Below are 26,765 nucleotides of genomic sequence, written 5' to 3'. Positions count from 1 at the left end.
GAAAGCCCCTGCAGGTGCTCATCCCTGCAGGTTAGCGTATCCAGAGCGGTGTATCGGGAGTGGAAGACGAACTGTCAGGGCACTCAGGCCGCTTGTGCAGCACTAGAGTGGCTCTACGAGCCACTCGTTGGCCTTGCGGATATCGGCTTGTGCCAAGCGTCCGCTCCAGCGGTGCAGCACCAGCATGCTGGTGATGAAGCGGTACTGCGCCTGGTAGAGGTCACGGCGGGCGCGGAACTCTTCCTTGATGCTGTAGAGCACATCGACTGCATTCTTGACCCCGTAGCCAAAGGCTTTTTCCGTCGAGATGCGTGACTTCGTTGCTGATTCCAGCGCGCGGCGGGTGGCCTTGATACGTCCGAGTTCGGCGCTCATGCCGATGTAGGCTGTACGGGTTTCCTTGATGATCTCGCGGCGCAAGGCTTCCATTTCTTGCTGGGCAGCGTCCTTGTCGCCTTCCGAGCTGACCACGCGGGCGCTGGTGGAGCCGCCGCTGTACAGCGGTACTTGCAGGTCGAGGGACGCGACATAGTTTTCCGAGCGCGGTGTCAGGGTGCCCTCATAGCCGATGTCGCTGCGCAGTGCGGTCAGGTTCAGCCCAAGACGGGGCAGGTGCCCGGCCTTGGCTTCGGCGATTGCCGCATCGGCGGCATTGACGCTTTGTTGGCGGGCCAGCAGTGCCGGGTTGCTGCTCAAGGCCGCTTCTACCCAGTAATCCTGGGCTTGAGCCGGCAGGCTGAAACTCGGGTTGTCACCCAGTCGCTTGAGCGGTTCCTGAACGTCACGCCCTACCAGTTCGGAGATGGCCTCGCGGCTGTTCGCGACCTTGTTGCCTGCCTCGATCTCATCGGCCAGCAGCGTGTCGACCCGTGCTTCAAGGTCGTTTACGTCGGTGATCATCGCCATTTGCCGGGCGAACATCGCTTTCACTTGCTTGAGGTTGCGTTCGGTCGCGCTGCGTTCGCTACGCACCAGGGAAAGCTCGTCCTCGGCGGCGAGCACGGCAAAGTAACGTTCGGACAAGTCGATGCTGGCTTGTACCTGAGTGTCGTCCGACTCGTACTCACGCTGCTTGGTCAGTTGCGTGTACTTCTGGTAGCTGCGCCAGACCTGCGGGTCATAGATCACCTGATTCAGGCTCAGGGTAGCGCGCCGACCGGTGTACTCGGTTCGGCTCAGGTCGTCGTCACGCCGGCTACGGTTGACGCTGGCACCGGCGCTGAGCTGCGGCAGGAGTTGGCCAAACGCTTCGCGCTGGCGGCCTTCGCCACTGCGAATCAAGGCGTTCGCACGCAGTATGCGTGGGTCGGCGCTGCTGGCCTCCTGCTGCAGTTGCCAGAGGTCGACGGCGTGGCCTGCGGCGCGGCTTTCAACTGGGCTGTTGGCCAGTGCTGCCAGTGGCACGGTTAAGCACATCGCGATCAGGTACTTCATGTCAGTCCTCGATCAGCGAGCGGGCGAAGGCATTGCTGGCAGGTTGTATCAGGTACTGCAGCAGGGTACGGGCGCCGGTGTTGATCAGGACTTCGGCAGGCATACCCGGTACCAGCGCCAGGTTGCCGAGGGTTTTTCGACCCGTTTCGGTCAGCGCTACACGGGCCAGGTAATACGCCGTCCCGGTCTCCTTGTTGGTCAGGCGGTCGGCGGAGACCTGCAGCAATTGCCCCTCGATGACCGGGGTTGCGCTGCTTTTGAAGGCGCTGAAGCGAATGTCCACCAACTGGCCGACCACGATACGGTCGATATCGGTGGGCGACAGCTGTGCTTCGACAATCAGTTCTTCGTTGGCCGGAACAATGTCCATCAGCGGCGTGCCCGGGTTCACCACACCGCCCAAGGTATGCACGGTCATGCCCATGACCATGCCCGACTCTGGTGCCAGCACTTCCGTGCGCTTGTCGCGGTCTTGTACGGTGGCCAGTCGCTCGCGCAGGTCGTAGATCTTGGTGCGGGTTTCACCCAGTTGCCCGGCAACTTCGGTGGCGAAGGTCTTTTTCAACTGGAGAATCTTCAGCTCGGCCTCACCGATTTGTACCTGGGCGCGGGCGCTGGCTGATTGATGCTCGACCACTTCGGCCTGCAGGCGTGCGAGGCTGCGTTCCTGTTCGCGCAGGCGCTGTTTATCAACGTAGCCTTCGGCCAACAAGGCGCGCAGGTCGACGATTTCTTCCTGGTAGGAGGTGGCCAGGGTCTGTTTGCTGGCGATGATCGCCCGGAAGCCGCGAATCTGTTCCTCGATCTGACGGATCGCTTTTTCCTGTATGCCGATCTCGCCCAGCAGCCCGTTGCGGCGGGTCTGGAAGATACGCGCTTCACTGTCGCGGGCTTCACGTACTCGCGGATCAGTGGCGTCGAGGTCGGGCACGGCGGCAGGCTCTGCCAATCCGTCGCGTTCGGCGACCAGTCGTGCTTCCAGTTCGCGTGCGGCGATCAGTTGGCTGCGCATCATCTCTGTCTCGGAGCGGGCCTGGGTGTTGTCCAGGACCAGCAAGACGTCGCCTGCCGTTACTCGGTCGCCGTCGTGTACCCGCAGTTCGCGGACGATGCCGCCTTCCAGGTGTTGCACGGTCTTGCGGTAACTTTTAACGGTGACGACACCGGGCGCCAGTGCAGCGCTTTCCAGGGGGGCAAAGACCGCCCAGCCGCCGAACAGGCCAAAGGTCACCATCACAATAAGGAAACCGACACGACGGGTTGGCCGGTCATCGACAGGCAACTGCGCCGTAGTGACGGAGGCGTGCATAGAGTCTTGCATGGCGTTGATCATCTGCTTGTTCGTTAGGCCTGAGCGGTTTGCGCGTGCGCGGTTATATTGCTGTGCAGGTGCGCCCAGACCTTGTCGCGTGGCCCGTACAGGCTCAGTTCGCCTTGGCTCAACACCAGCAATTTATCCACGTTTGCCAGCACGCCCGAGCGGTGTGTGATGACAAATACCGTGGCACCGCTTTGCTTGAGTTTGCGCAAGGCTTCAGCGAGCATCTGTTCACCGGTGTCATCGAGATTCGAGTTGGGTTCGTCCAATACCACCAGTCGCGGTGCCCGATACAGGGCGCGGGCCAGGCCGATACGTTGGCGCTGGCCACCGGAAAGCCCGCCGCCATTGGCGCCGATAAGGGTGTCGTAGCCCTGTGGCAATTGCAGAATCAACTCATGCACACCAGCCATTCGGGCCGCAGCGACAACGGCGGCAGCGTCGACTTCACCGAAGCGGGAAATGTTTTCGCTGATGCTGCCTTCGAACAACTCGATGTCTTGTGGCAGGTAGCCAATGTAGCGGCCCAGTTCGTCGCGTCGCCATTGGCTGATGTCGGCGCCGTCCAGGCGTACCGTGCCGGCCAGGCTTGGCCAGATCCCCAGTAGAGCGCGGGCCAGGGTCGACTTGCCGGCACCGCTGGGGCCGATGATACCCACGGCTTCCCCAGCAGCCACGCGAAAGCTCAGGTTACGCACCAATGGCGTGCGGTTGCCTGGCGAGCTGACGGAGAGGCTTTCGACCGTGATGGCACCGTGTGGTGCCGGCAGTGACATGCGCACCGGTTCAGCGGCAACTTTCTGCAGGAGTTCATGCAGCCGGGCGTACTGCGCACGCGCACCAACGAAGCCTTTCCAGATACCGATCAACTGGTCAATCGGGGCCAGGGCGCGCCCGAGCAGAATGGAGCCTGCGATCATCAGACCGGAAGAAATCTCATGCTTGATGGTCAGGTAGGCGCCCAGGCCCAGTACCAGTGACTGGACAATCTGGCGGAAGGTCTTGGAGACCGCTGCAATGGCGCCAGCACGATCACTGGCGCAGCTTTGTAGCATCAGGACCTTGTTGATGCGCTGGCTCCAGCGCTGGCGCAGGTCTGCAAGCATGCCCATCGATTCGACGACTTCGGCATTGCGCAGGCTTTTCTGGGTGAAGGTAGTGGCCGCCATCTGCTCGCGGTTGGCCGCTTGCAGGGGTGCCTGGGTGAGTTTTTCGTTGAGGTAGGCCAGCGCACCCAGCAGCAGGGCACTGATCACGCCCATCCAGCCATACCAGGGGTGGAAGATAAACATGACCGCCAGGTAGATCGGTATCCAGGGTGTGTCGAAAAAGGCGAACAGGCCATTGCCGGTCAGAAACTGGCGCAGGCTACTGAGGTCGTTGAGGGGTTGGGCCGACGCATTCATGCCGCCGCTGTTCAGCGCCTGCTTGAAGCTGGCATCGAACAGCCGCTGGTTCAGCAGCGTGTCCAGGCGGGTGCTGATGCGCACCATGACTCGCGAACGCACCCATTCCAGGGCGCCGAGGGTGACCATCAACAGCAGCATGATCAGCGTCAACATCAGCAGTGTCGAGAGGCTGCCGCTGCCTACGGCGCGGTCATACACCTGGAGCATGTAGAAGGAGGGCACCAGCATCAGCAGGTTGACGAAAAAACTGAAAAAGCCGACCGAAAGAAAACTCTCCCTGCATGCCGCAAGGGCGCTTTGCAGTTCAGTCCTGGGTTGCGTTGACATGGTCCCTTACCTGAGGCCCGCGAGGGGGTGTCTCAAAAATCATTGTCTGTAGAGTGAACAAATGCCCACCCCTGATGGCCACACATCAGCGTTGGCCGTCAGGGGTGGGCACTAGTGTGTGCTGTCTCTGTGACCATCAAGGTCACAGAGACAACGGTCACTGATGCTTAGAGCACCAGGTCTGCAGCGGTCAGGGAAGTGATACCCACCAGCTTGATCGAGAAATCAGCGCTATGATCCGCGTTCGAGGTACCGTACAGCGTGACGGAAGATCCATCCGTCACGTAGCGCAGCTCCTTGGCCGCTCCGCTGAAGTCGGATGCCTCACCGGCGAACTTGTAGCCCTTGAGCGCCGAGAAGTCGAGCTTGTCGCCTTTGCCCGGGTTGGCCGCATCGGTGGTGAATCCGTGGATCACGTCTTGCTTGTCGTCCAGGCCCATTTCATTCAACGCATTGAACTTGATGGTATCGATACCGCTGCCGGCATAGAGAGTGTCGGCACCGGTGCCGCCGATCAGCACGTTGTTGCCACCATTGCCGGCATGGAGCGTGTCGTTACCCGCACCGCCATTAAGGGTGTTGTTGCCAGTGTTCCCCCAAATGATGTTGTCCGCAGCGTTGCCGGTCAAGGTGATACCCAGTGTACCGGTTGCACGTGCATCGAGGTTCTCCAGGTTGGCGCCCAGCGTGATGGTTGCCTTGCCCTGGAAGGCGTTGACGGCCGCGTCGCTCATGCGCAGTGCCAGGGTGTCTACGCCCTGTTTGGCACTCTCGATGATGGTGTCTTCAAGTACCACGGTGGCCTTGCTGCCCACGCCCTTGGCCAGCAGGTCGACGATGTAGGTGTCATCCCCTGCGCCGCCGACCAGTTTGTCGACGCCCGCACCGCCATCCAGCGTGTTGTTCCCTGCGTTGCCGATGAGGGTGTTCTTCAGCTCGTTGCCAGTACCTTCCAGCGCACCATCAAGCAGTGTCAGGTTTTCGACATCGGCGCCCAGAGCGTAGTCGATGGAAGCGTTGACGGTGTCTGTACCTTCGTTGGCCTTCTCGACCACATTATCGTTAGCGTTGTCGACAACGTAGGTGTCATTGCCTTTGCCGCCGATCAGGGTATCGGCACCGGCACCACCGTTGAGCGTGTTGGCTGCATCGTTCCCGGTCAAGGTGTTGCTCAGTGCGTTCCCGGTCAGGCTGATCGCGGCCTTGGAGTCGACGATGGCATTTTCAACGTTCGCGGCCAAGGTGTAGCTGTTCTTGGCGTAGGACACGACGCGCACGGTGTCGATGCCTTCGCTGGCGTTCTCGCTGACCACGTCCTTGTCGCTGTAGACATAGTAGGTGTCATTGCCAGCACCACCCATGAGGGTATCAGCACCTTTTCTGCCATCGAGCACGTCATTCCCGTCACCACCGCTAAGGGTGTTGTTGGCGGCGTTACCAATCAGGGTATTGTTCTGCGCGTTGCCCGTCAGGTTGAACAGGCCCGCACCTGTTACCGTGACGTTCTCGAAGTTCAGCAGATTGCCTTGGCTCAGGTCGACGTTCAGGGCCGTGCCCTTGTTGGCATAACCAATCTGCAGGGTATCGTCGCCTTCGTCCGCGCTTTCCTGAACCAGCGCCAGTTCAGCTGCATTGTCGAGGACATAGGTATCGTTGCCCTTGCCGCCGATCAGGGTGTCGATGCCGGCCTTGCCGTCAAGCAGGTTGTCGCCATCGCTGCCGACGATCCGGTTGGCCAGGGCGTTACCCGTCAGGCCAATGTTGAGCTTACCGGTTGCCGAGGCATCGAGGTTTTCCAGGTTGGCACCCAGGGTCAGCCCGGCTTTACCGGCAAAATTCTGGGCCAGGTTGGCGTCCATGCGCAGCTTCAGGGTGTCGGAGCCCTGATTGGCAGCCTCGATGAGCGTGTCTTCCAGTACTACGGTTGCTTTGTCGCCTGCACCTTTGCTCAGCAGGTCAACGAGATAGGTGTCGTTGCCGGTACCACCGACCAGCTTGTCGACGCCCGCACCGCCGTCCAGGGTGTCGTCGCCTGCACCACCGGTGAGGGTGTTCTTGGCGCTGTTGCCGATGATGACGTTGTTCAGCGCGTTGCCAGTTCCGTCGATCACCGCCGCGCCGGTCAGGGTCAGGTTTTCCAGGTTGGCGCCCAGGGTCCAACTGATCGACGACTGAACGCTGTCAGTACCTTCGTTCAGGTTTTCGATGATCTGGTCCTTGAGGGAGTCGACCACGTAGGTATCATCGCCGGTGCCACCGACCAGAGTGTCGGCCCCGGCAGCGCCGATGAGGCGGTCGTTACCGGCGCCGCCGATCAGTGTGTCGTTGCCAGCGCCACCCTGAAGGGTGTCATTGCCTTCTTCGCCACTGAGGATGACAGCATTTGCGCTGGTCCAGATCAATGTGTTGTCGTTGGCATCACCGATCAGGCTGGTGGAGTTGCCATTGGCATCAAAACGCTGGCTGTGGATGTCGCCGTGGTCGTTGGTGGACGACAGCTCTTCCCAAGTAACGATGAAGCCGCCATCGTTGGTAGCGTTGACAACCGGGAACAAGTCATCGTCGTCACTGGTGATCAGCATCTGGCTGCCGACCTTGGCGCCATTCTTGTCATAGATCTGTGCGTACAGGTTGGCGTTACCGGTGTGCGGTGTCTCATCGGAGGTGGCCCAACTGATCACGTAGCCGCCGCCTTTCAGCGCGGTAATGGCCGGCTCACCCTGGATTTCCTTGGTGGGGTTGTTCACCCGTGTTTCACCGCCCAGCTTCGCGCCATTGGCGCTGTAGCGCTGCATGAACACGTCGCCGCTGATTGCATTCTCATCCTTGTCGTACTGGACGCTGACCCAGGTCACGACATAGCTGCCATCGTTGAGGGTGGCCAGTTCCGGGCCGTACTGCTCCCCGGCGAGGGTGCTGTTGACCCGCACGGCGGCGCCGTCCTTGCTACCGTCGGCCTTGAAACGCTGCAGGTAGACATCGACGTTGTCGGCGGCGTCGTACTCACGCTCCCAGGCAATTACGAAACCGCCATTGGCCAGCGGGGTGATGCTTGGTTCGCTGGCGTAGATCGCAAAGTCTTTGGTGTTGGTGTCCACGTGCATTGGCTTGCCCAGCGGCATGTGAGTGGTGCCGTTGAACACTTGGACGAACAGCTCTCCACCGATCTGGTTCTGCCAGCCTTGGCCATTATTATCGAAGGACTCGACCATCTCTTCCGACCAGGACACGGCATAGTTGCCGTTCGCCAGTACGGTGACCGAGGCGTCCTCCATGTGCACATCGGCTGTATTGTCGGTCTTGGTGATGGTGATCGACTTGCCGACGGCCACACTGTCGGCGTCGAAGGCCTGGACGACCAGTGTGTCTTGGGTTGTCCAGCCGAGCAGGAAGCCGCCTTTGTTGTCGGGGGCGATGATCGGGTTGTTGCCGACGACACCGGAGAGCAGACGATCGTTCAGCAGGTCATGGTTCTTGTCGTATTGCTGCAGGTGGATTTGCCCTGCCTGCTCCCAGGCAATCACGTAGCCGCCGTTGCTCAACAGAGTTGAGGTCGGCTCCATGGACACGACGTTGCCGCTTTCGTTGGCATTCTTGCCAGCGTCGATGGTCACCGTGCTGCCGTCGCTGAAGGTGACCGTGCCAACGCCGGTCAGTGAAGTACTGGTGTTGCCCGTGGTGGCCACGACGTTGCCCGCGTTGTCCTGGCTGAAGGTGTAGTTGGCCAGGTTGCCGGTCAGCGCTTGGTCAACAGGGGTGTCACCACTTCCAGAAGGGATATCGCCGCCACTGTCGACGGTCGTGTCGACACCCAGCAGCTCGCCCGTGCTGCTGATGTTCTGCAGGTGGATTGCGCTAGGGCTTTCGTTTGCCTGTGTGCCGGTTTCCCAGCTGATGGAAATCGTGCCATCGTCCCGTACAGTCACTGCCGGGGTGTCCCAGAGAATTTCATTGACACCTGCGGTTGCGACCTTGATAGGTGTCGCATCGCTGGCCGTGCCGTCTGCGGCGAAGCGCTGGACATAGACATTGGCTTCGCCCATGGCGTATTCGTTCCAGGCCAGCAGGTAACCGCCATCCGGTAGCGAGGTAATGCTGGCGCCATTGACTGAAGACGAGCTGCCGACTTCCGATGGCGTGCCGACGGAATTGAACTGGCTGTCGTAGCGTTGGGTATGAATGACCCGGTCCATGCTCAATGAATTTTGGTCAACCCAACTGACCACATAGCCACCGGTCACGTCGACAACGTTGAAATAGGCGGCATTGCCATAGTAGCTGGTGATCGTGTCGAGTGTTTTCGCTGTACCCGCGACCACCTTGCCATCGGCACCGATCTGGCTGATCAGGTACTTGGAGGTGTATTGGTAGGTCGGTGGTGTGCTGGTGGCGTCAATCACCTCGCTGCGTTCAACACTGTACGCCAGCCAGTAGCCACCGTTGCCAGTGGGCAGCACGGTCATGTCGTCCGCTTCACCGTCGGCCGGGTTGGCGGTGGCGAGGGTCTGCACAGTGCCCGCCACGTTATTGGTGTACACCACTGCCTTGAGGTCGGAGGTGTCTTCGCGCTCGTCACCCGAAGGGCTTTCATGGGTCTCTCCCCAGGTGACGATGTACTGGGTGGCGCTCAGTACAGTGACTTTGGCGTCTTCAAGCTCAAGCGGGGAGGTGGTAACGACCACCGGGCTGCCGCTTTTATTGCCATTGGCATCGAACCGCTGGGTGTAAACGGTAGAGGTGTGGGTCGCATCATTTGCCGAGCTCCAGGCCAGAATGAACTGGCCATTGGGCAATGCAGTGACCGATGGATCGTCTACATCATTGGACGCAATCTGGGTACTTTTCAGCAAGTCACCATTGGCCGCGTAGCGATTGACCACCATTCCCTCGAAGTCGACGTTGTCCACCGACCAGGCGACTACATAGCCGTTATCGGTCAGTCCGGTCAGGTTCGGGCTTTCTACTGTGCCAGAGGCGATGATGGCGCTGGTGTCCGTTTGATTTCCATTAAATGTAACTGAGCTGCTCATATTCCATTTCCTTACATGACCAGGTACGGCGCTAGTGCCGTGACGATCGGGTGTCGGGGTAAACGGCCGTGTCTGGGCATCAGTGCCGAACACGGTAGTACTTATTGGTTATTTCAAGCGCACTTTTTACTTCCAATAGGCCACTTGGTGATGGCATTTTGGCATGTATGAGGCTTATGTAAAGCGCTTAAGAAGAGCGGCTCTGGTGGGCGTCTCGACAGGGAATTGCAGCATGTATCGGCGCGTTTCAGGCGAGCTTTAAGGCGAAATGGTTGCACGCAGGCGTACATTTTTCGGCAGGCGTTTCAGGCGGGAGGTATACGGCGAGTGTCTATCGGGGGAATGGTCCGATGGCCGGAATGTCCTGGCGCCCGCGTTACACGTACTGCGCCAGGGCTCGATCGAGTATGAGTTCGAGTATTACTTCAGGCGAACCTGCTCTGGCAGCATGCGCTTGAGGGTGTTGTCGCGGTTGACGTAGTGGTGGAACAAACCAGCCACGGCATGCAAGCCGATCAGCCAGTAACCCGCCGAGCCGGCCAGTTCGTGCCACTCCTTGATTTGACCTGCCAGCTCAGGGCTCTTGCCAATCAGCGGGGGTAATTCCAGGCCGAAGAACGGGATGGGTTTACCGGCAGCGCTCAACACCAGCCAGCCGGCCAGCGGTGCGCCGATCATCAGTGCATACAAGGCCAGGTGCATGAGATGGGAGAGTGCCGTCTGCCATTGTGGTGGTGTCGGGGTGATTTTCGGCGTGGGGGCAATCAGGCGGCTGAGCAGGCGTATCCACACCAGGGCGAAGATGCCCAGGCCCAGCATGAAGTGCCATTGCTTGAGCAGTTCACGAGGCTCGCTGCCCTTGGGGAAATTGCCTTTGAGTTCTATGCAGGCGTACACGCCAACCATCAACACCAGCATCAGCCAGTGCAGGGCAATGGTGAGGCGACCATAGCGCTGTTCATTGTTGTTCCGCGTCATAACGATTCCCTAGTTTTGCGCGATTGTGGGTGGGTTCGCCGCAGACGGTAATCGAGGGAGCTTAAGCATAGCTTAAGGCCATGAGCTGTCGGGCAGCGGCGCCTCAGCTTCGGCCTCAGCGTGGCATGTAGCGCAGTTGCCAGCGTCGAGGGATCTTCAACGAGATCAGGCCGAGGCTGAGTGTCAGGAGCGCGCTGAACAACATGGCGCCCAGGCCAAAGGTTGTTTCCAGCAGGGCGCCGATGACGGCACCTACGAACATGCCGGTCCAGGGCACCAACTGCACACGCCAGCCGTGCCGACGCTCACCGAGCAACGTGCGGCCCAGGCCGCGGCCGAAGCGCGACAATGCCCCTGTGACGTAGGTCAGGCCGATGGGCAGGCCGTTCACTTCCTCCACCACGGTGTTCACCAGGCCCATGGCAACCACTGCGGTGACCAGTGCCAGCAGTTGCAGTGATGCGGGCAGGAGGGCGGTGATGCAGAGCAGAGTGGCAATTGTCAGCAGCAATGGCCATGGCCGACGACCGCTAAGGCGGGCGGCGATGACACCCAAGGCATTCCCCAGCACAAAGGCTGCGATCAGCAACACGATACGCAGGGCCGGGCCAAACTGCTGTTCGCCCAGTGAAACGGCGAGGCGGGTAGTGTTGCCACTCATGAAGGAGACGAAGTCGCCGGTGGCCATGAAGCCGATGGCGTCGGTCATCCCCGCGAGTACCGACAGGCCGGCAACAAAGTACAGGCCCACACGGCCGCGTAACTTCGCGGAATGAACGGTACGGACGCTGGTATGGGTTGAATCGGGCAGCATTGGTCCCCCTGAGTGAGCCTTGTAAATGAGCTGGAACCCTACACGCTCATTACGCCGTACCTGTATTTCTACCACAGCCGGGCAGCCCGGCAGTAATACCTTGGTCTATTGATCCGGCTCGCCGAGCCGGTGCGTCCCCCGTGCAGGCCGCTCCATGGAACTTAAGCGGCAAATGATGATCGATTGGCTGGCTGATCATCTGCACGCGGGGAACACATGTTCAAGAAAATAGCGGCTTCCCTACTGGTGGCCGGTTCCGTCTTGCTGGCGGGCTGTGGCAAAAGCATCGAGTTTCGCAATACCGAAATCGTCAACGGCGCCGTCTACGAAAAGGGTGCCAACCAGCCGTTGACCGGTGAAGTCACCAACTTTCCTGAGCGCTTGCTGGCCTTTCAGGTCGGGCATAACGACTTGCTCGACACACTGAACCGGCTGTTGAACCTGATCGGGAATACCTCCGATGGTTTGCTCGGGCAGAACCTGCTGTGCACCATCACGGTCGACGAAGGTCGGCTCGACGGGCCGGTGACCTGTTTTACCCCACGATCCACACTGGTGCGTTATCAGGCCCGCTATGCCGGCGGCACCTTCGAGGGTGAGACCACCGTCTTCAGCCATGACGGTAAGCGCACGCTTGCCAAAGGCCATCTGAAGGGCGGCCTGCTCGACGGTGAAATGGAAGTGCTCCATCCCGAGACCGGCAAGCCGCTGTACCGCGCCGAGTACAAGGATAACCAGACCCAGGGCACGATTGAGAGTTTCAGTGCCAAGACCGGCAAGCGGGTCCTGTCTGCTGGTGCGGTTGCAGGGAAGTACAACGGTCAGATGCAGCGCTTTACCGAGCAGGGCCAATTGATTTATCGCGGCACCTATGCCGACGGGGCAAAGGTCGGCCTGCATGAAGAGTTCTACCCCGACAGCGGCAAGCCGTCGGTTTCAGCCGAATGGGCCAACGGTCAGCTCAATGGCGTGGTCAAGCAGTGGAATGCCCAAGGCACGCTGGTGGAAGAGGCCACTTACAAGGACGGCGTCAAAGTCGTCGCGCGGCCGACCGCTCGTGCCGCTGGCAGTGATGATTGCGTCAGCAAAATGGCGGCCGAGTACCGTAAGGAAGCGGGGGCGGCGGCAGTGGTGCGTGCCGGTATGCTGGATGAGTGGGCCGCCATGTGCCGTCAGCTTTGAGGCCTGAACATACCCCCTTCGACGTTGACGCCGCAGGGGGTATTGGCCAGGCAGGTAGCGCCTAGCCAGGAAACAGGAAAGGATTCAGCGCACTGCGCCCGAACCCTTCGCGTTCCAGTTCCGCATCCAGCGCCAGTGAGGCCAGGTCATCGGCTACCAGCTCCAGGTCACGGTCACGCTCTGGATAGAACACCTTGAGATAGCTCTGGCAGTCGTCACAGCTCTCGGCCTTGATCGGTGCCTCTTTATTCTCCAGCGACCAGTAGTCGAGCGCGCCGGTGGCTTCGCAGTTGCTGCATTTCAGGCGCACCATGTGCCAACGGCTTTCACACAGGCCGCATTGCAGGTAGCGCAGCCCGGCCTGGGCGCCGGTCATGATCACACTGGCGACCGGCGCGCTGGCGCACACCGGGCAATGCTGGCGCGCCTCACCCGGCAGGGCCTTGGCAGAGGCGGGCAGGTGCGCCGCCAACTGGGTGAAGTACAGCGACAAGGCTGCCCAGAGGAATACTGCCTGGCCGCTGTCGACTGCCGTGTAGTCGCCTGCGAGCAGGGCACTGGCCTGCTGCTCCCGTTGAGCAGGTGTCTGCGAGCGCAGCGCGTCCAGGGCGGTGCTTACGGTCGGGGTTGCCTCGGCAGTCAGTTGATTGAGCAACTGCTCCAGCAGGTCTTGCCAGTAAGGCGCACGCGGGTACTCGTGATAGGCCAGCGGTGGTTGTGCGCGGCCCAAACGTTCAGCCAAACCGTCGACGCAGGCCGCCGGTAATGGCCGCGTGTCGAGCAGGTGTTGCTGTGCTGCAACGATGTTGGCGGCGAAGTTCAGGTAATCGGCCATCACATGCTCTTCAGCCAACTGACGCAGCCGCGCGGCACGCGGTGCATAGCGTTGCTTGAGGCTTGGCAGCAGGACGGCGGGGATCTCGGTGATACCCGGCGAGCGCGGCTCGACCGGGGTCAGTTGAATGCTGCTCATTGCTTGCGACCGCTCCCTGGTTGCTTGTTGCTGATCTGCCGGTACCAGCGATCATGGTGGGTCTTGGCCCAGCGATGCGAGACATAACCGGTGACCATGCCACGGATCGAGCCTTTTACCCAGAACGCCAGGTAGGCGTGGCCGATGATCAGCAGGATCAGGCTGATGCCGGCCAGGGCATGGACGAACAGGCCGATGCGAATCATCGGGATCGAGAACAGCGGTGCGAAGTACGGTCGCCAGATCACCACGCCACTGATCAACAGCAGGGTAATCAGGGCCATGATGCCCCAGAACAGCACTTTCTGGCCGGCGTTGTACTTGCCGATCTGCAGCGCTGGTTCATGCTTGCCGGCCAGTACCTGCTTGATGTTCTTGAACCAGGTCAGGTCCTCACGCTCCGGCAGGTTGTATTTGACAAAGCGGATGAACAGGAACATCAGCAGCAAGAACACCACCACCCCGAAGAACGGGTGCAGGATGCGCGCCAGTTGCGGCGTGCCAAACACTGCGTTCAGGCCATTGAGCGACGGGAAGAACCACGACAGCCCCGACAGCGCTACGGCAAAGAAGCAGATGACCATGAACCAGTGGCTGGCACGCTCGATGAAACGGGTGCGCAGGATCAGTTTGTCCTTGTTCATGCGTGGGTGTCCTCTTCGTGCGTTTCGTCCTGTTCATCCACCTCGTTCGGCCCGACGCCAACGTAGTGGAAGAGGGTGCCGGCCAGGGTAGCGAAGAACGCCACTGCGGCAGCAGGCTTGAGCCAGCCCTTCCAGCCATGGACGGCGCTGCTGATACGCGGGTCGGTCGGCAGCTTGTGGTACAGGTGCGGTTTGTCGGCATGTTGCAGCACATACATCACATGGGTGCCGCCGACGCCTTGCGGGTCATAGATGCCTGCCCCGGCGAAGCCGCGCCCCTGCAACTCGACCACCCGCTCGCTGGCCAGGTGTTGCATGTCCTGCTTGCTGCCGAAGTTGATCGCGCCCGTCGGGCAGGTCTTGACGCAGGCCGGCTCCTGGCCGACCGAAACACGGTCGACGCACAGCGTGCACTTGTAGGCTTTGTTGTCTTTCTGGCTGATGCGCGGCACATCGAACGGGCAGCCGGCGATGCAATAGCCGCAACCGATGCAGTGTTCGGACTGGAAGTCGACGATACCGTTGGCGTACTGGATGATTGCCCCCGGCTGCGGGCAGGCCTTCAGGCAGCCCGGGTCGGCGCAGTGCATGCAGCCGTCCTTGCGGATCAGCCACTCCAGCTTGCCGCTCTCGTCTTCGACTTCGTCGAAGCGCATCAGCGTCCAGGTTTCAGCCGAGAGGTCGGCCGGGTTGTCGTAGACGCCGACGTTGTGACCCACCTCGTCACGCAGGTCGTTCCATTCGTTGCACGCGACCTGGCAGGCCTTGCAGCCGATGCAGATACTGACGTCGATCAGCTTGGCCACTTCGGCCTGGTGATCGCGTGCATGTGGCGCCGGGGTCAAGGCGTTGGTGGCGGAGCGCCTGAGGATGTCTTGGGATTGCATGGACATGGGTTCGCTCCGTTACACCTTTTCAATATTCACGAGAAACGCCTTGTATTCCGGCGTATGGGTATTCGACTCGCCGACACCCGGGGTCAGGGTGTTGGCCAGGAATCCCTTGCGTGTGCTGCCTTCGTAGCCCCAGTGGCAGGGGATGCCGATGGTGTCGACGTCCTGGCCGTCGATGGTCAGGCGGCGGATACGCTTGGTCACCACGGCCTTGGCCTTGATGTAGCCGCGCTTGGTGCTGACCTTGACCGTGTCGCCCTGAACGATGCCCTTGTCGCTGGCCAGTTTTTCACCGATCTCGATGAACTGCTCGGGCTGGACGATGGCGTTCAGCCGTGAGTGCTTGGTCCAGTGACGGAACAGCTCGGTGATCGAGTAGGTGGTCGCCACATACGGGAACTCTTCACGGGTGCCCATGCGCAGGCGGTCGCTTTCGTACAGCCGTGCCGTCGGGCTATAGGTGACGTTGGGGTGCAGCGGGTTCTTCGCCAGCGGGCTTTCGGTTGGCTCGTAGTGTTCCGGGAATGGCCCGTCGTTCATGGCACCGACCGAGAACAGCCGGCCAAGGCCTTCTGGCAGCATGATGAAGGGGTTGGTATTGCTGCCCGGTGCGGCGGTGACGGCAAAGTCCGGTACGTCGACACCGCTCCAGCGCGTGCCGTCCCAACCGATCAGTTTTCGCTTGGCATCCCAAGGGTTACCCTGCGGGTCGGCCGAGGCACGGTTATAGAGGATGCGGCGGTTCTGCGGCCACGCCCAGGCCCAGCCCGGCGTGCAGCCCAGGCCACTGTCGGCATTGTCGCGCCGTGCCATCTGGTTGCCTTGCTCGGTCCATGAACCGGCGAAGATCCAGTTGAAGCAACTGGTGCTGCCGTCGTCGCGTAGTTGCGAGAAGTCGTTGAGCAACTGGCCTTTGCGCAGGATCAGATTACCCTGGTCATCGTGCAGGTCGGCCAGGGCGCGACCGTTGGACTCCTTCGCCACTTCTTCAGGTTTCGGGTCCAGCGGGTCGGCATAATCCCAGGCCATGTTAAGGATCGGCGCCGGGTTGGCGCCGCCTTCCTTCTCGTACAGCTCACGGATCTTGAGGAACAGGTGGCCGAGGATCTTGCCGTCGTGCCAGGCTTCCCCGGGCGGTGCGGCACCCGCCCAGTGCCATTGCAACCAGCGCCCGGAGTTGACGATGGAGCCGTCTTCTTCGGCGAAGCAGGACGAGGGCAGGCGGAACACCTCGGTCTGGATCGCGGCGGTATCGACGTCATGCTGTTCGCCGTGGTTCTGCCAGAAGCTTGAGGTTTCGGTGGCCAGCGGGTCGATGATCACCAGGAACTTGAGCTTGGCCAGGGCGGCCTGGGCCTTGTTCTTGTCCGGGAACGCCGCGACCGGGTTGAAGCCTTGGGCGATGTAGCCGTTGACCTTGCCTTCATACATGCGGTTGCTGAAGTTGAGCACGTCATAGCTGTCGTCCCACTTCGGCAACCAGTCAAAGCCCCAGCTGTTTTCCCGGGTCGCCTTGTCACCCCAAAGGCTTTTCATCAGGCTGACGAAGAACTTCGGGGTGTGCTTGTAGTAGTTGACCTGATCAGGCAGCAGCGCCGTCGGGGTGATCTGCTTGAGGTAGGTTTCAAGGTCGGTTTGCGCGTCGGACGGCAGGTTCATGTAACCCGGCAAGCGCAGCGAAAGCAGGCCCAGGTCGGTGTAGCCCTGAATGTTGGAGTGCCCGCGCAAGGCGTTGACCCCGCCACCGGCCATGCCGATGTTGCCCAGCAGCAACTGGATCATGCCCGAGCCACGGATCATCTGCGCGCCGTTGGTGTGGTGGGTCCAGCCCAGGGCGTAGAGGAAGGTCGCGGTCTTGTCCGGGGCGCTGGTTTCACCCAGGATCGCGCAGATCTTCAGAAAATCGTCTTTCGGTGTGCCGCAAACCGTGGTGACCATCTCCGGGGTGTAGCGGCTGACATGGGCCTTGAGCAGGTTCCACACGCACCGTGGGTGGCTCAGGGTCAGGTCGCGCTTGGCATAGCCTTGCGCGTCCAGTTCGTAGGTCCACGAACTGCGGTCGTAGGCTCGCTTCTGCGCGTCGTAGCCACTGAACAGGCCATCGTCGAAGTGGTAGTCCTCGCGGACGATCAGGCTGGCGTTGGTGTAGGCACGTACGTATTCATGCTGGATCTTGTCGTGGCTGATCAGGTAGTTGACCACGCCCATCAGGAAGGTCACGTCGGAGCCCGCGCGGATCGGCGAATAGATGTCCGCTACCGAGGCACTGCGGTTGAACCGTGGGTCGACCACGATGACCTTGGCGCCATTGCGGATCTTCGCCTCGATCACCCACTTGAAGCCTACCGGGTGCGCTTCGGCAGGGTTGCCACCCATGATCAGCACCACGTTGGCGTTCTTGATGTCGACCCAGTTGTTGGTCATCGCGCCACGGCCAAAGGTCGGCGCCAGGGCTGACACGGTCGGGGCGTGGCAGACCCGCGCCTGGCTGTCGGTACCGAGGATGCCCAGGGCGCGGGTGAAGCGTTGATCGAGTGAGCCGGTTTCGCTGCTGGCAGCCGAGGAACAGAGCATGCCGGTACTCAGCCAGCGGTTGACCGTGGTGCCCTTGGCATTTTTCTCGATGAAGTTGGCGTCGCGGTCGTCCTTCATCAAGCGGGCGATGCGCTCGATGGCGTGTTCCCAGCTGATGCGCTGCCATTTGTCCGAGCCCGGCGCCCGGTATTCGGGGTAGAGCAGGCGTTGTTCGCTGTGGATGTAGTCCACCAGCCCGGCCCCTTTCGGGCACAACGAGCCACGGCTGACCGGATGGTCCGGGTCGCCTTCAATGTGGAAAATGCGGGCCTTGGCGTTCTTTGCGCCGTCGCCCAGGCTGTACATGAGGATGCCGCAACCCACCGAGCAGTAGGTGCAGTTGTTGCGGGTTTCCTTGGCGCGCAGCAGCTTGTACTGCCGCGACTGGGTCGCTTGTGCTACGCCGGGGGCGAAGCCGAGGGTGGCACAAGTGGCGGTGGCAGCGCCGACGGTACAGAGCTTGAAGAACTGTCTTCTGCCAAGACCCATGGTTATCTCCTTATACAGACGACGTCAGGCATTGCGTGTCAGGGCAAGGCCCGACAGCAACGTGTCGATGGTGGTCTTCGGTTTACAGGCTGGAAATCAGAGGGTGCGCCGGTGCCCATTCTGCGCAGGGCTGAGTGCGCGCTTGCGCCGCAGTCTATTGCCTTACTAAATGTAAGACTAATTGACCTTGTCGATGGCGCCATCGACACGCTCTATCGGTGACGCATGTACAGGCCCGGCTGGAGGTTTTCACGGGCAGGCACGCTCATCAGCCCCGCGCAGTGATACAGTCGCGTTTTCTCAAAGAGGATGGACCATGCGGGTAGTCATCGCGGTTGTTGCCGCAGCGTTGTTGGCGGGCTGTGCGTCCTCGACGATGGATGAAGCACGAAGCAAGACACCGGGCAAAACGTTTTCATCGGCCAAGTCGGCGGACATCGTTGCCCAGTGCATTCAGTTTTCCTGGCAGGACGAAGCCGTGTTCGGTGTAGATGCCAGTGGTTACCTGGAACCCGGCAAACAGGGCGGCTTTACCGTCTACACCCGCGGTGCGGAGTCGTTTGCAGACATCCAGAGCCAAGGGGCGGCCTCGCGCGTCAACTACTACGCGGTGAAGCCTGACGCGGTTGCCCAGCGTCGCATGGCCGCCTTGGCCACCTGCCTCTGAACGGGCTCAGTGTGTGGCCGCCAACTGGGCTTCCAGGTCGGCAATGCGCGCCTGCAGGCGTGCCTGCTCTTCGCGCTGGGCACTGATGTCCTCGTACACACTGATCAGTTGTTCCGGCTCACCATTCTGGCAGCGTTGCAGGGCGGTACGCGCCCGTACCCAGACATAATGCCCGTCTTGATGGCGCACGCGCTTTTCCACGACATAGCGGTCGATCTCGCCGGCCAACAGACGCTGCAGCAGTGTCAGGTTGGTCGCCAGGTCGTCAGGGTGGGTGAGTTGCTGGAAGGTCATGCCATAGAGTGCTTCGGCGCGGTAGCCCAACAGCTCGCAGAAACTGCTGTTGACCCGCTTCCAGGTGCCGTCCAGATCAATGTAGGCGAGGGCGCCCCAGGCCAGCTCGAAGATCGCCCGAAAGCGTTCTTCACTGTTGCGCAATGCTTCTTCAGCCACCTTGCGGTCCGTGGTGTCCATGCTGATGCCGACCATCCTGATCGAACGCCCGGCGCTGTCGCGGACTACCGTGGCACGCGAAGAGATCCAACGCAGTTCGCCGTCGGGTTGGTAGATGCGGAAGTCACACTCGCAGCCAGTGCCTTCTGCCACGGCCTGGGCGTACATGGCCTGCATGTTGAGGACGTCCTCTTCGGGCAGGTGAACCCAGAAGTCCTCGTTACGGTTGACTTGCCAGCCGTAGACCGCTTCGACGTTAGGTGAATAGGTGACTTCGTCGCTGATCAGGTTCCATTCCCAGGTCACGATGCGGGCGCCTTCCTGGGCCAGCTTCATGCGGGTTTCGCTTTCCATGATCTCGGCGGTATAGCGGCGACGCAAATCGGTCATCGGCAGTTCGACCACCTGGGCGGTCTGCACATCCTGCAGCGCGTCTTCGCCATAACGCAGCCAGATCCAGTTGACCTTGAGGAAGGCTGCCAGCTTGCGCAGGTTGTCGTAATCGATTTCGCCGCCACGGGTCCATTTGTGTACTGCCGTACGCGAAATGCCCAATGCCGTACCCACCGCCTGCAAGGTGAGTTTGTGGTGCTCAAGCAGTTCTTTCAGGCGAAACGCGAAGCTGTTTTCCATCATGCGCAGGGGTGTCCTGGTCAGGTACAGAGCCTGCAGTATACCTAAGCTGTCAACTTGAGGTTGACGGTGTGCGCCCGTGTCGGTCGTCAGGCGGTGCTTGCAGCGCCGACAAGCCAGCACCCCTTTACCACAGGATCACAGGACCACAGGGTTGGGGCTGGCTTGTCGGTGAGGCGGTGTTACAGGTCCAGCACCAGGCGTGCCGATTTGGCCCGCGACACACAGACCATCAGGCTCTGCTGGGCGGCTTTTTCTTCATCGCTCAGGTATTGGTCGAAATGTTCGGCCTCGCCGTCGATGATCCGCGTTTCGCAGGTACCACACACGCCTTCCCGGCACAGGCACTCGACGTTGGCGGCCTTGGACTTCTGGATGGCCTGCAGGATGGTCATGCCTTCTTCCACCAGCAGCTCCTGACCGGAACGGGCCAGCACCACGGTGAATGCCGCGCCGGTGGCCGGCGTGGCGGCAAATTGCTCCCAATGTACGCGTTGCTCGGCGATGCCGGCCTTGGCGGCAGTGGCGATCACCGCATCGATCAGTGGCTTGGGCCCGCAGACGTAGAGGTGGGCGTCCTCCGTCAGGCCTGCGCAGAGTGCGGCCAGGTCAAGCTTGCGCCCCAGGCTGTCGATATAGAACCGGGTACGCCCGGCATGGGGGCCGCTCGAGAGGTCATCCTGGAAGGCGCCGTGCTCCGGGCTGCGAAAGGCGTAGTGCAGTTCGTAGTCGGTGTCGCCACCTTCCAGTTCATGCAGTTGCGCCAGGAACGGCGTGATGCCGATACCGCCAGCGATCAGCACGTGGCGTCCGGCGGTCGGGTCCAAGGCGAACAGGTTGTTCGGGCTGGAGATGGTCAAGGTACTGCCGACCTCGACCTGTTGATGCATGAACGCCGATCCACCCTTGGACTGCTCTTCCAGGCGTACGCCGATCTGGTAGCTACGGGTGTCGCGTGGGTCGCTCATCAGCGAGTAGGCATTGCTGAACTGGCTGCCGTCGGCACCCTGCATTTGTACGATGATGTGGCTACCACCGGTAAAGGCTGGCATCGCTGCGCCATCGTCGCGCGCCAGGGTGAAGCGCTTGATCAGGGGTGTTGCTTGCTCTACCGCGGTTACCCGCACGTTGAACATTTCATAGGGGTTGGCCATGGTTCACCTCGACTGCAGCAACGCGCGGCAGGCCCTGCCGCGCGCTGTAACTCAATGCCTGTTCAAACGGCCAGGCACAGGTACTTGATTTCCAGATAATCCTCGATGCCGTACTTCGAGCCTTCGCGGCCCAGGCCGGATTGCTTGACCCCGCCAAAGGGGGCGACTTCGTTGGAGATCAGCCCGGTATTGACCCCGACCATGCCGTACTCCAGGCGTTCGGCCACCTTGAAGACCCGCGCCAGGTCGCGGCTGTAGAAGTACGCGGCCAGGCCATAGAGGGTGTCGTTGGCCAGGGTGATCACCTCTTCATCACTGGAGAAACGCACCAGTGCCGCCACCGGGCCGAAGATTTCCTCGTCCAGCAGTTCCATGCCCGGGCCGATGTTGGCCAGCACGGTCGGTTCGAAGAAATTTCCGCCCAAGGCATGGGCCTTGCCACCGAGTACGACTTCGGCGCCTTTGCTCACCGCGTCGTCGATCAGGCTCTGGACCTTGGCCACGGCCTTGTCGCTGATCAGCGGTCCGACCTGCGTGCCGTCGCTTTGGCCATGGCCGACGCCGAGGGCGCGTACGCGTTCGACGAAGCGCTCGGTGAACTGCGCATACACGCGGTCATGCACGTAGAAACGGTTCACGCAGACGCAGGTTTGCCCGGCGTTGCGGTACTTGGCTATCAGGGCACCTTCCACGGCGGCGTCGATGTCGGCGTCTTCAAACACAATGAACGGCGCGTTGCCGCCCAGCTCGAGTGACACCTTCTTGATGGTTTCGGCGCATTGGCCCATCAGCAGGCGGCCAACCGGGGTCGAACCCGTGAAGCTCAGCTTGCGCACGGCCGGGTGACCGGTCAGTTGCGCACCAATGGCCGGCGCATCACCGGTGACCACGCTGAACACGCCCGCCGGTATGCCAGCGCGCTCGGCCAGTTCGGCCAGGGCCAGGGCCGAGAAGGGGGTTTCGTTGGCCGGCTTGACCACGATGGTGCAACCGGCGGCCAGTGCCGGGGCGACTTTGCGCGTGATCATCGCCGCCGGGAAGTTCCACGGGGTGATGGCGGCACAGACACCAATGCCTTGCTTGATCACCAGCAGACGCTTGTCGCTGGCCGGGCTTGGGATGACATCGCCATAGACACGTTTGCCTTCTTCGGCGAACCACTCGACAAACGAGGCGGCGTAGCGAATTTCACCCAGGGCTTCGTGCAGCGGCTTGCCCTGTTCCAGGGTCATCAACTGGGCCAGGTCTTGTTCGTGCTCCAGCAGCAGCTCGAACCAGCGGCGCAGTACCTGCGCGCGGTCCTTGGCGGTGCGCCCGCGCCAGCCGTCCAGTGCGGCTTCAGCGGCTTCGATGGCCCGCACCGCTTCGGCGCCGCCCATCAGCGGTACGTTGCCGAGCACGTTGCCATTGGCCGGATCGGTCACGGCCAGGTGGCGACCGTCATCGGCCTCGCACCAGGCGCCAGCAATATAGGCTTGCTGGCGGAACAGTTTGGAATCGTTAAGTTTCACGCAAGGCACTCCGTATACCGCCGCCGACCCGTAGGTCGGCGGCTGGCAGGGTCAGTCGTTGATATGGGCGACGGCGATCAGGTTGTGGAAGTGGGCAATGCCGTGCTCGCTCATGCCGCTGCGCTGACGGTCGGCCATGATCCGGCCCTGACCACGGTAGCCACGCGACTTCAGGCCCTTCTGCACGCTTTCCACCAGGCGCAGGTCTTCAGGACGGAACACTTCGCGGTACCAGTCGATCAGCTTCTGCTGCTCTTCGGTGATGTCCTTGTTCAGGAAGTAGATGTCGTAATGCTGGAGTGTGGTTTCAGCATCGACCGGGAACTCATAGATCACGGTCATGAAGTTCGCACCTGGCGGTACGTTGAACATGGTGCATGGCCAGGTCCAGAAACCGGCGAAGGATGGGTCTTTCACCGAGTCGTCGAACTTGAACGACTGCTCCGACGGTTTGGCCAGACCGTATTGCAGGGTCCAGTTACCGAAGGTGGTGTGGGTGTACTGGCCGACGTCTACCGAATCGGCGAAGCCTGGGTGGGCCGGCGCGCAGTGGTAGCACTCCAGGTAGTTGTCGACGATCGACTTCCAGTTGGCCGGGGTGTCGCTGACGAAGCGGGCGGCCAGGTGCAGGTCATCAATGACCGCACAGGCTTGACGCATGCGCGCTTCCAGGCCAGGCAGTTGTTCTTCAACGGTGCCGGCTTTCATGTCCATGTTGATGAAGATGAAACCGGCGTACTCCTCGACGCGCAACTGCACCAGGGTGGAGTTTTCCTTGTCGAAGTTCACCACGTTTTCGCAGTTACGGGCATGGGCCAGCTCGCCATCGAGCTTGAAGGTCCAGGCGTGGTAAGGGCAGGTGATGACGTTCTTCGCCTTGCCGCTGCCGCTGAGCAACTGGTGACCACGGTGTGGGCAGACGTTGTAGAAAGCGCGCAGTACGCTGTCACGACCACGAACAACGATGATGCTTTCGCCGATCACTTCACGGGTGATGTAGGCGTTGTTTTCGGCGACTTCGCTGCGGTGGCCCACACAGATCCAGCTATGGGCGAAGATCGTTTCTTTCTCGTGCTCAAACACCGATTGCTGGGTGTAGAAGTTCGCCGGAATGGTAAAGGCTTCATCGGCGTTGCTGCAGAAGTCGGCGGGCAGACGTTTGAAATCGTTCACGGTGGTTTCCTCTTACAGGCACTGACGCGTTAGCGTCGTACTTTTTACTTGTTGGTTAACGAGTATCTATTGGTTAACAAGCTGGGCAAAAAAATAGCCTGCCGCCTCGGTCCTTGAGGGCGAGCAGACCGTCGCCGTGGTTACGGCGTTGCGACAACCGCAGGGGCCGGGGCTTTTTCTTCAGGGGACTCACCTGCCAGCCGCGCCGCTTCTTCTTCGATGCGGTATGCCGGCACATGGCTGTAGTCCTGAAGCATCCATTTGAAGAAGCCGTAGATCTTCACCAGCAGGATCAGCATGAAAGGGATCGCAGTGAGCACGACAGCGGTTTTCATGGTCGACAGCGAAGCCTTGGCGAACAGCATGGCCAGTGGTACCAGGGTCAACACCAGGCACCAGAACAGGCGGTGGGTTGGCGTTGGGTCTTCACCTTCGCGCAGGTTCGGGGTGCTGGTGGCGGCGACCGCATAGGCAGCGGCGTCCATGTGCGAGGCGCAGAACACGGCCATGATGAACAGGTACACGGCGAGGAACACCTTGCCCAGCGGCAGGGCGGTCAGCAGCGCACTCACGGCGCTTTCGCCACCTTGTTCCGTCAGGATTTTCGGCACGTCGATGGCACCCGTGATGAACTGGTGCATGCTGTAGCTTTCCAGTGCGCCGAAGAAGAACCAGCACCCGAAGCTGCCACCCAGCAGCAGGGCGAAGACCACTTCCTTGATCTGCCGACCACGGGAAACGCGGGTCACGAACATGGCTACGCCCGGTGCGTAGGACACCCACCACAGCCAGTAGAACACCGTCCAGTTACGGGTAAATGCACCGTCACCGGCAGGGTCGGTGAACAGGCTCATGTGCACGTAGTTCTGGATCATGATGCCGACGGCGTTGGCCGTGTTGTTGATGGTGAACTGCGTTGGGCCGACCAGCAGTACCACACCGGCAAACACCAGCGCGCCGATACAGACCATCTTGCTCAGACGCTGCAGGCCGCCATCGATGCCGATGTAGGAACTGAGCGAGAACAGCACCGCCACGGCACCGATCACCAGCAGTTGCACGGTAAAGGTGTTGGGCGTGCCGGCCAGGTCAGCCAGGCCTCGGGTCAGGGTCGAGGCGGTCAGGGCCAGGGATACCGTCAGTGCGCCCATCATGGTCAGCAGGAAGATCAGGTCCACGGTGCGACCGACCGGGCCGGTGGCCTTGAAGCCGGTTACCGCTTCAACGATCGAGGCCAGGTTCAGGCCGCTCTTCTTGCGGACATGGAAGTGGTAGGCCATGGCCAGGGATGCCAGCGCGTAGATCGACCAGGCGCTGATGCCCCAGTGGAAGAACGAGTAACTGACACTGTATTCCAGTGCCTGGCGCGACTGCGGAACAATGTTCAGGCCCGGCGTCTGGTAGTAGTAGGCCCATTCCATGACGCCCCAGTAAAGGGTCGAGGAGCCCATGCCGGCGCAGATGAACATGAATACCCACGTGGTCGTGGAGTATTCCGGTTTACCACTGCCGAAGCGGATGTTGCCGTACTTGCTGAAGGCCAGGTACAGCACCGCCAGGGAGCTGATGAACACCAGCAACTGCACGCTGGTACCGAAGGTGCGGGTGGAAAACTCGAACAACAGGTTGGCCGTGGTTTCGGCCTGGGTGGGGAACAAGGCTAACCCGATGACAGTGAGCAGCACGGCAATCAGGCTCACGGTAATCAGAAACACATCAATCTTTTTATTTTTGTGGGACATCATCGTCTCCTGGACGTTGGCGTACGTAGTGCTTGGCCCGGAGCAAGTCCGGGGTACTGCGGTACCTCTATCTCCTTGTCGTTAACCAAAAGTTAACGTGAATCTTTCGGTTAACAGTTTGCATAGAATCGTCGAGGACTGCAAGCACGCGAAGGCCGGTTGTCGGACAATCCTGACAACCGGCCTTGGGGGATCAGGCCCCGATCAGTTCGGCGATCGCCTTGCCGACCTGCTGGGTGGACGCGTTGCCGCCCATGTCGCGGGTGGTGTCACCGTCGGCGATGACCTGTTCAATGGCCTTGAGGATGTCGTCGTGGGCGGCGCGGTAGCGTGGGTCGGCACCGTCGTTGCCAAGGAATTCAAGCATCAGTGCACCGGACCAGATCATGGCAATCGGGTTGGCGATGTTCTGCCCGAAGATGTCCGGCGCCGAACCGTGTACCGGCTCGAACAGCGACGGGAATTTGCGTTCCGGGTTGAGGTTGGCCGACGGCGCGATGCCAATGGTGCCGGCGCAGGCCGGGCCCAGGTCGGAGAGAATGTCGCCGAACAGGTTGGAGGCCACGACCACGTCGAAGCGCTCTGGCTGCAGCACGAAACGTGCGCAGAGGATGTCGATGTGCTGCTTGTCCCAACTGACGTCAGGGTAGTGCGCCGCCATGGCGGCGGTACGCTCATCCCAGTACGGCATGCTGACCGCCATGCCATTGGATTTGGTCGCTGAAGTCAGGTGCTTGCGTTCGCGGGTCTGGGCTAGGTCGAAGGCGTACTTGAGGATGCGGTCGACACCACGGCGGGTGAACACCGACTCCTGCAGGACGAACTCATTCTCGGTGCCTTCAAACATCCGCCCGCCCAGCGACGAGTATTCGCCTTCGGTGTTTTCGCGGATTACCACGAAGTCGATATCGCCAGGTTTGCGTCCGGCCAGTGGGCACGGCACGCCAGGGAACAGGCGAACCGGGCGAATGTTCACGTACTGGTCGAAGTCGCGACGGAACTTGAGCAGCGAACCCCACAGGGAAATATGGTCCGGTACTTTGTCCGGCCAGCCGACTGCGCCGAAGTACAGCGCATCGAAACCTTTGAGCTGCTCGAACCAGTCGTCCGGCATCATCTTGCCGTGCGCCAGGTAGTAGTCGCAGCTGGCCCACTCAAAGAATTCGAACTCAAGGTTCAGGCCGTGCTTGCGCGCAGCCGCTTCGACCACGCGGATACCTTCTGGGAGAACTTCGTTGCCGATGCCATCGCCAGGGATTGCGGCGATCCGGAATGTCTTGCTCATGGGGGGCACACTCGTTGTCTAGGGAACAGGTGCGGACCATGCTATAAGGGCTTCGCTTAGAGATAATCTCGTCAATCATGGA

General features: G+C 60.9%; 18 protein-coding genes. 2 read left to right on the top strand and 16 right to left on the bottom strand.

What is annotated here, in order from left to right:
• Nucleotides 1-102: 102 nt before the first annotated feature.
• The 6 genes from CS390_RS14715 to CS390_RS14690 all read right to left on the bottom strand — a co-directional run bounded on the left by CS390_RS14715 (nucleotide 103) and on the right by CS390_RS14690 (nucleotide 11,310).
• Nucleotides 103-1,434, bottom strand: coding sequence for a TolC family outer membrane protein (locus tag CS390_RS14715; RefSeq protein ID WP_099775193.1), 1,332 nt, complete (start codon nucleotides 1,432-1,434; stop codon nucleotides 103-105).
• 1 nt (nucleotide 1,435) lies between these two features.
• A complete protein-coding gene (locus tag CS390_RS14710; RefSeq protein ID WP_256587497.1) occupies nucleotides 1,436-2,755 on the bottom strand; it encodes an HlyD family type I secretion periplasmic adaptor subunit in 1,320 nt (439 codons plus the stop codon).
• A gap of 23 nt (nucleotides 2,756-2,778) precedes the next feature.
• The gene (locus tag CS390_RS14705; RefSeq protein WP_099775192.1) at nucleotides 2,779-4,488 is read right to left on the bottom strand and encodes a type I secretion system permease/ATPase; all 1,710 of its coding nucleotides are present in this window, start codon (nucleotides 4,486-4,488) and stop codon (nucleotides 2,779-2,781) included.
• 167 nt (nucleotides 4,489-4,655) lie between these two features.
• Entirely contained in the window at nucleotides 4,656-9,518 is a 4,863-nt protein-coding gene (locus CS390_RS25525) for a calcium-binding protein (RefSeq protein ID WP_157767145.1), read from the bottom strand.
• Between the two features lie 420 nt (nucleotides 9,519-9,938).
• On the bottom strand, nucleotides 9,939-10,496 hold the full coding sequence (locus tag CS390_RS14695; protein ID WP_099775191.1) for a cytochrome b: 558 nt from the start codon (nucleotides 10,494-10,496) through the stop codon (nucleotides 9,939-9,941).
• A gap of 115 nt (nucleotides 10,497-10,611) precedes the next feature.
• A complete protein-coding gene (locus tag CS390_RS14690) occupies nucleotides 10,612-11,310 on the bottom strand; it encodes a YoaK family protein (RefSeq protein ID WP_065758618.1) in 699 nt (232 codons plus the stop codon).
• A 216-nt stretch (nucleotides 11,311-11,526) separates the two neighbouring features.
• Between CS390_RS14690 and CS390_RS14685 the strand changes: the two genes are divergently transcribed.
• Nucleotides 11,527-12,492: a toxin-antitoxin system YwqK family antitoxin gene (locus tag CS390_RS14685; RefSeq protein ID WP_099775190.1), complete on the top strand. Its 966-nt coding sequence runs from the start codon at nucleotides 11,527-11,529 to the stop codon at nucleotides 12,490-12,492.
• Between the two features lie 61 nt (nucleotides 12,493-12,553).
• Here CS390_RS14685 and fdhE read toward each other — a convergent pair whose 3' ends face one another.
• The 4 genes from fdhE to fdnG are packed head-to-tail and all read right to left on the bottom strand — an operon-like array spanning nucleotide 12,554 to nucleotide 18,065.
• Entirely contained in the window at nucleotides 12,554-13,465 is a 912-nt protein-coding gene (fdhE, locus tag CS390_RS14680; RefSeq protein ID WP_099775189.1) for a formate dehydrogenase accessory protein FdhE, read from the bottom strand.
• A complete protein-coding gene (locus CS390_RS14675) occupies nucleotides 13,462-14,109 on the bottom strand; it encodes a formate dehydrogenase subunit gamma (RefSeq protein WP_099775188.1) in 648 nt (215 codons plus the stop codon). Before CS390_RS14675 ends, fdhE begins: the two co-directional genes overlap by 4 nt.
• Nucleotides 14,106-14,996 (bottom strand): formate dehydrogenase subunit beta, encoded by an 891-nt coding sequence (gene fdxH / locus CS390_RS14670; protein ID WP_305885274.1) that lies wholly within the window; start codon nucleotides 14,994-14,996, stop codon nucleotides 14,106-14,108. The genes CS390_RS14675 and fdxH overlap by 4 nt, the downstream gene beginning before the upstream one ends.
• Before the next feature lie 18 nt (nucleotides 14,997-15,014).
• Complete coding sequence (gene fdnG, locus CS390_RS14665) at nucleotides 15,015-18,065, bottom strand: formate dehydrogenase-N subunit alpha (RefSeq protein ID WP_099775186.1); 3,051 nt, start codon at nucleotides 18,063-18,065, stop codon at nucleotides 15,015-15,017.
• Between the two features lie 316 nt (nucleotides 18,066-18,381).
• Here fdnG and CS390_RS14660 point away from each other — a divergent pair, with 316 nt between their 5' ends.
• Nucleotides 18,382-18,732: a hypothetical protein gene (locus CS390_RS14660; RefSeq protein WP_065758624.1), complete on the top strand. Its 351-nt coding sequence runs from the start codon at nucleotides 18,382-18,384 to the stop codon at nucleotides 18,730-18,732.
• Between the two features lie 6 nt (nucleotides 18,733-18,738).
• Here CS390_RS14660 and CS390_RS14655 read toward each other — a convergent pair whose 3' ends face one another.
• The 6 genes from CS390_RS14655 to CS390_RS14630 form a co-directional block, all read right to left on the bottom strand.
• A complete protein-coding gene (locus tag CS390_RS14655) occupies nucleotides 18,739-19,821 on the bottom strand; it encodes a helix-turn-helix transcriptional regulator (protein ID WP_099775185.1) in 1,083 nt (360 codons plus the stop codon).
• A 179-nt stretch (nucleotides 19,822-20,000) separates the two neighbouring features.
• Nucleotides 20,001-20,972 (bottom strand): PDR/VanB family oxidoreductase, encoded by a 972-nt coding sequence (locus tag CS390_RS14650; protein ID WP_065758626.1) that lies wholly within the window; start codon nucleotides 20,970-20,972, stop codon nucleotides 20,001-20,003.
• Nucleotides 20,973-21,034: 62 nt separating this feature from the next.
• Entirely contained in the window at nucleotides 21,035-22,483 is a 1,449-nt protein-coding gene (locus CS390_RS14645) for an NAD-dependent succinate-semialdehyde dehydrogenase (protein WP_099775184.1), read from the bottom strand.
• 51 nt (nucleotides 22,484-22,534) lie between these two features.
• Nucleotides 22,535-23,656, bottom strand: a complete 1,122-nt coding sequence (locus CS390_RS14640; protein ID WP_099775183.1) for an aromatic ring-hydroxylating dioxygenase subunit alpha — start codon at nucleotides 23,654-23,656, stop codon at nucleotides 22,535-22,537.
• 140 nt (nucleotides 23,657-23,796) lie between these two features.
• Nucleotides 23,797-25,398, bottom strand: coding sequence for a BCCT family transporter (locus CS390_RS14635; protein ID WP_099775182.1), 1,602 nt, complete (start codon nucleotides 25,396-25,398; stop codon nucleotides 23,797-23,799).
• Nucleotides 25,399-25,591: 193 nt separating this feature from the next.
• Nucleotides 25,592-26,683 (bottom strand): tartrate dehydrogenase, encoded by a 1,092-nt coding sequence (locus tag CS390_RS14630; RefSeq protein WP_065758630.1) that lies wholly within the window; start codon nucleotides 26,681-26,683, stop codon nucleotides 25,592-25,594.
• Nucleotides 26,684-26,765 lie beyond the last annotated feature (82 nt).

It is taken from the genome of Pseudomonas sp. HLS-6, from assembly GCF_002753995.1.
GTDB lineage: Bacteria > Pseudomonadota > Gammaproteobacteria > Pseudomonadales > Pseudomonadaceae > Aquipseudomonas > Aquipseudomonas defluvii.
Note: the sequence above shows the minus strand (reverse complement) of the source record. Positions and strands in the feature narration are given on the sequence as shown.